The sequence below is a fragment of the Methylibium sp. T29-B genome, from assembly GCF_000576225.1.
GTDB lineage: Bacteria > Pseudomonadota > Gammaproteobacteria > Burkholderiales > Burkholderiaceae_C > Methylibium > Methylibium petroleiphilum.
Genome location: NZ_AZSN01000370.1, coordinates 1 through 991, shown reverse-complemented (window position 1 = coordinate 991; position 991 = coordinate 1). Strand labels below are relative to the sequence as shown.

Genomic DNA, 991 nt, shown 5'->3' with positions numbered 1-991 from the left:
GGCGCGGTGCGCCTGCTGCGCGAGGACGTCGGCCGCCACAACGCGCTCGACAAGCTGATCGGCGCGATGGCGCGGACCGGCACGCTGGCCGCCGGCGACGCCGGCACCGAGGGCTTCTTCGCGGTCACCAGCCGCGCCAGCTACGAGATGCTGCACAAGACCGCCGCGGCGCGCGTGCGGCTGCTGGTCGCCGTGTCGGCGGCCACCACGATGGCCGTCGACCTGGCCGGGCGACTGGGCGTGGGCCTGGCCGGCTTCGCGCGCGGCCGCGACCTGGTGGTCTATGCCGGGGCCGAACGGATCGACATGACGGAGCGCGACGATGGACGCTGACAACCTGGTGCGCATGGCCAACCGCATCGGCCAGTTCTTCGAGGCGATGCCCGACGCGGCCGAGGCCGCGCAGCAGGTGGCCGAGCACCTGAAGAAGTTCTGGGACCCGCGCATGCGGCGCGCGCTGCTGGCGCATGTCGACCGCAACGGCAGTGCCGGGCTCAACGCGATGGTCGAGGCGGCCCTCACCCGGCACCGCGCGGTGCTCGACTGAGGCGCCCTCCGCGGCCAGACTCGCGTCCTCCTCCACTCGCCCGAAACCCTGCCCATGATGTCCCCGCTGCGCCGCCGCCTGAGCACCACCCTCGCCACCGCCCTGGTCGCCTGGCTGCTCGCAAGCCCCCCCGCCGCCCGCGCGGCCGACGACGAGGTGGTGGTGTTCGCCGCCGCCAGCCTGACCGACGTGCTGCAGGCGATCGCACGGCAGGGCGGCTTCACCGGCGTCCGGTTCTCGTTCGCGTCGAGTTCCACGCTGGCCCGGCAGATCGAGCAGGGCGCCACCGCGCAGATCTTCGTCAGTGCCGACGAACCCTGGATGGACGCCGTCGGCAAGGCCGGCCGACTTCTGCCCGGCACGCGGCGCGACTGGGTCGGCAACCGGCTCGCGCTGGTGGCGCCGGGCAGCGCCGAGCCGACGGCCCCGCCGGAGACGGCCGAG

3 protein-coding genes are annotated in these 991 nt (G+C 74.5%); all 3 read left to right on the top strand.

Annotation, left to right across the window (positions count from 1 at the left end):
* On the top strand, nt 1-333 hold a 333-nt coding region (locus tag Y694_RS21990), incomplete at its 5' end, for a formate dehydrogenase accessory sulfurtransferase FdhD (RefSeq protein ID WP_036236780.1).
* Nucleotides 323-547, top strand: coding sequence for a formate dehydrogenase subunit delta (locus tag Y694_RS21985; protein WP_011831285.1), 225 nt, complete (start codon nt 323-325; stop codon nt 545-547). The genes Y694_RS21990 and Y694_RS21985, both read left to right, overlap by 11 nt.
* A 54-nt stretch (nt 548-601) precedes the next feature.
* Nucleotides 602-991, top strand: a 390-nt coding sequence (gene modA / locus Y694_RS21980; protein ID WP_155935900.1) for a molybdate ABC transporter substrate-binding protein, incomplete at its 3' end; no start/stop codon positions are given.

Coding starts and splice junctions, on each gene's coding strand:
- Y694_RS21985 (WP_011831285.1), top strand. CDS start 323: ATGGACGCTGACAACCTGGTGCGCATGGCCAACCGCATCGGCCAGTTC.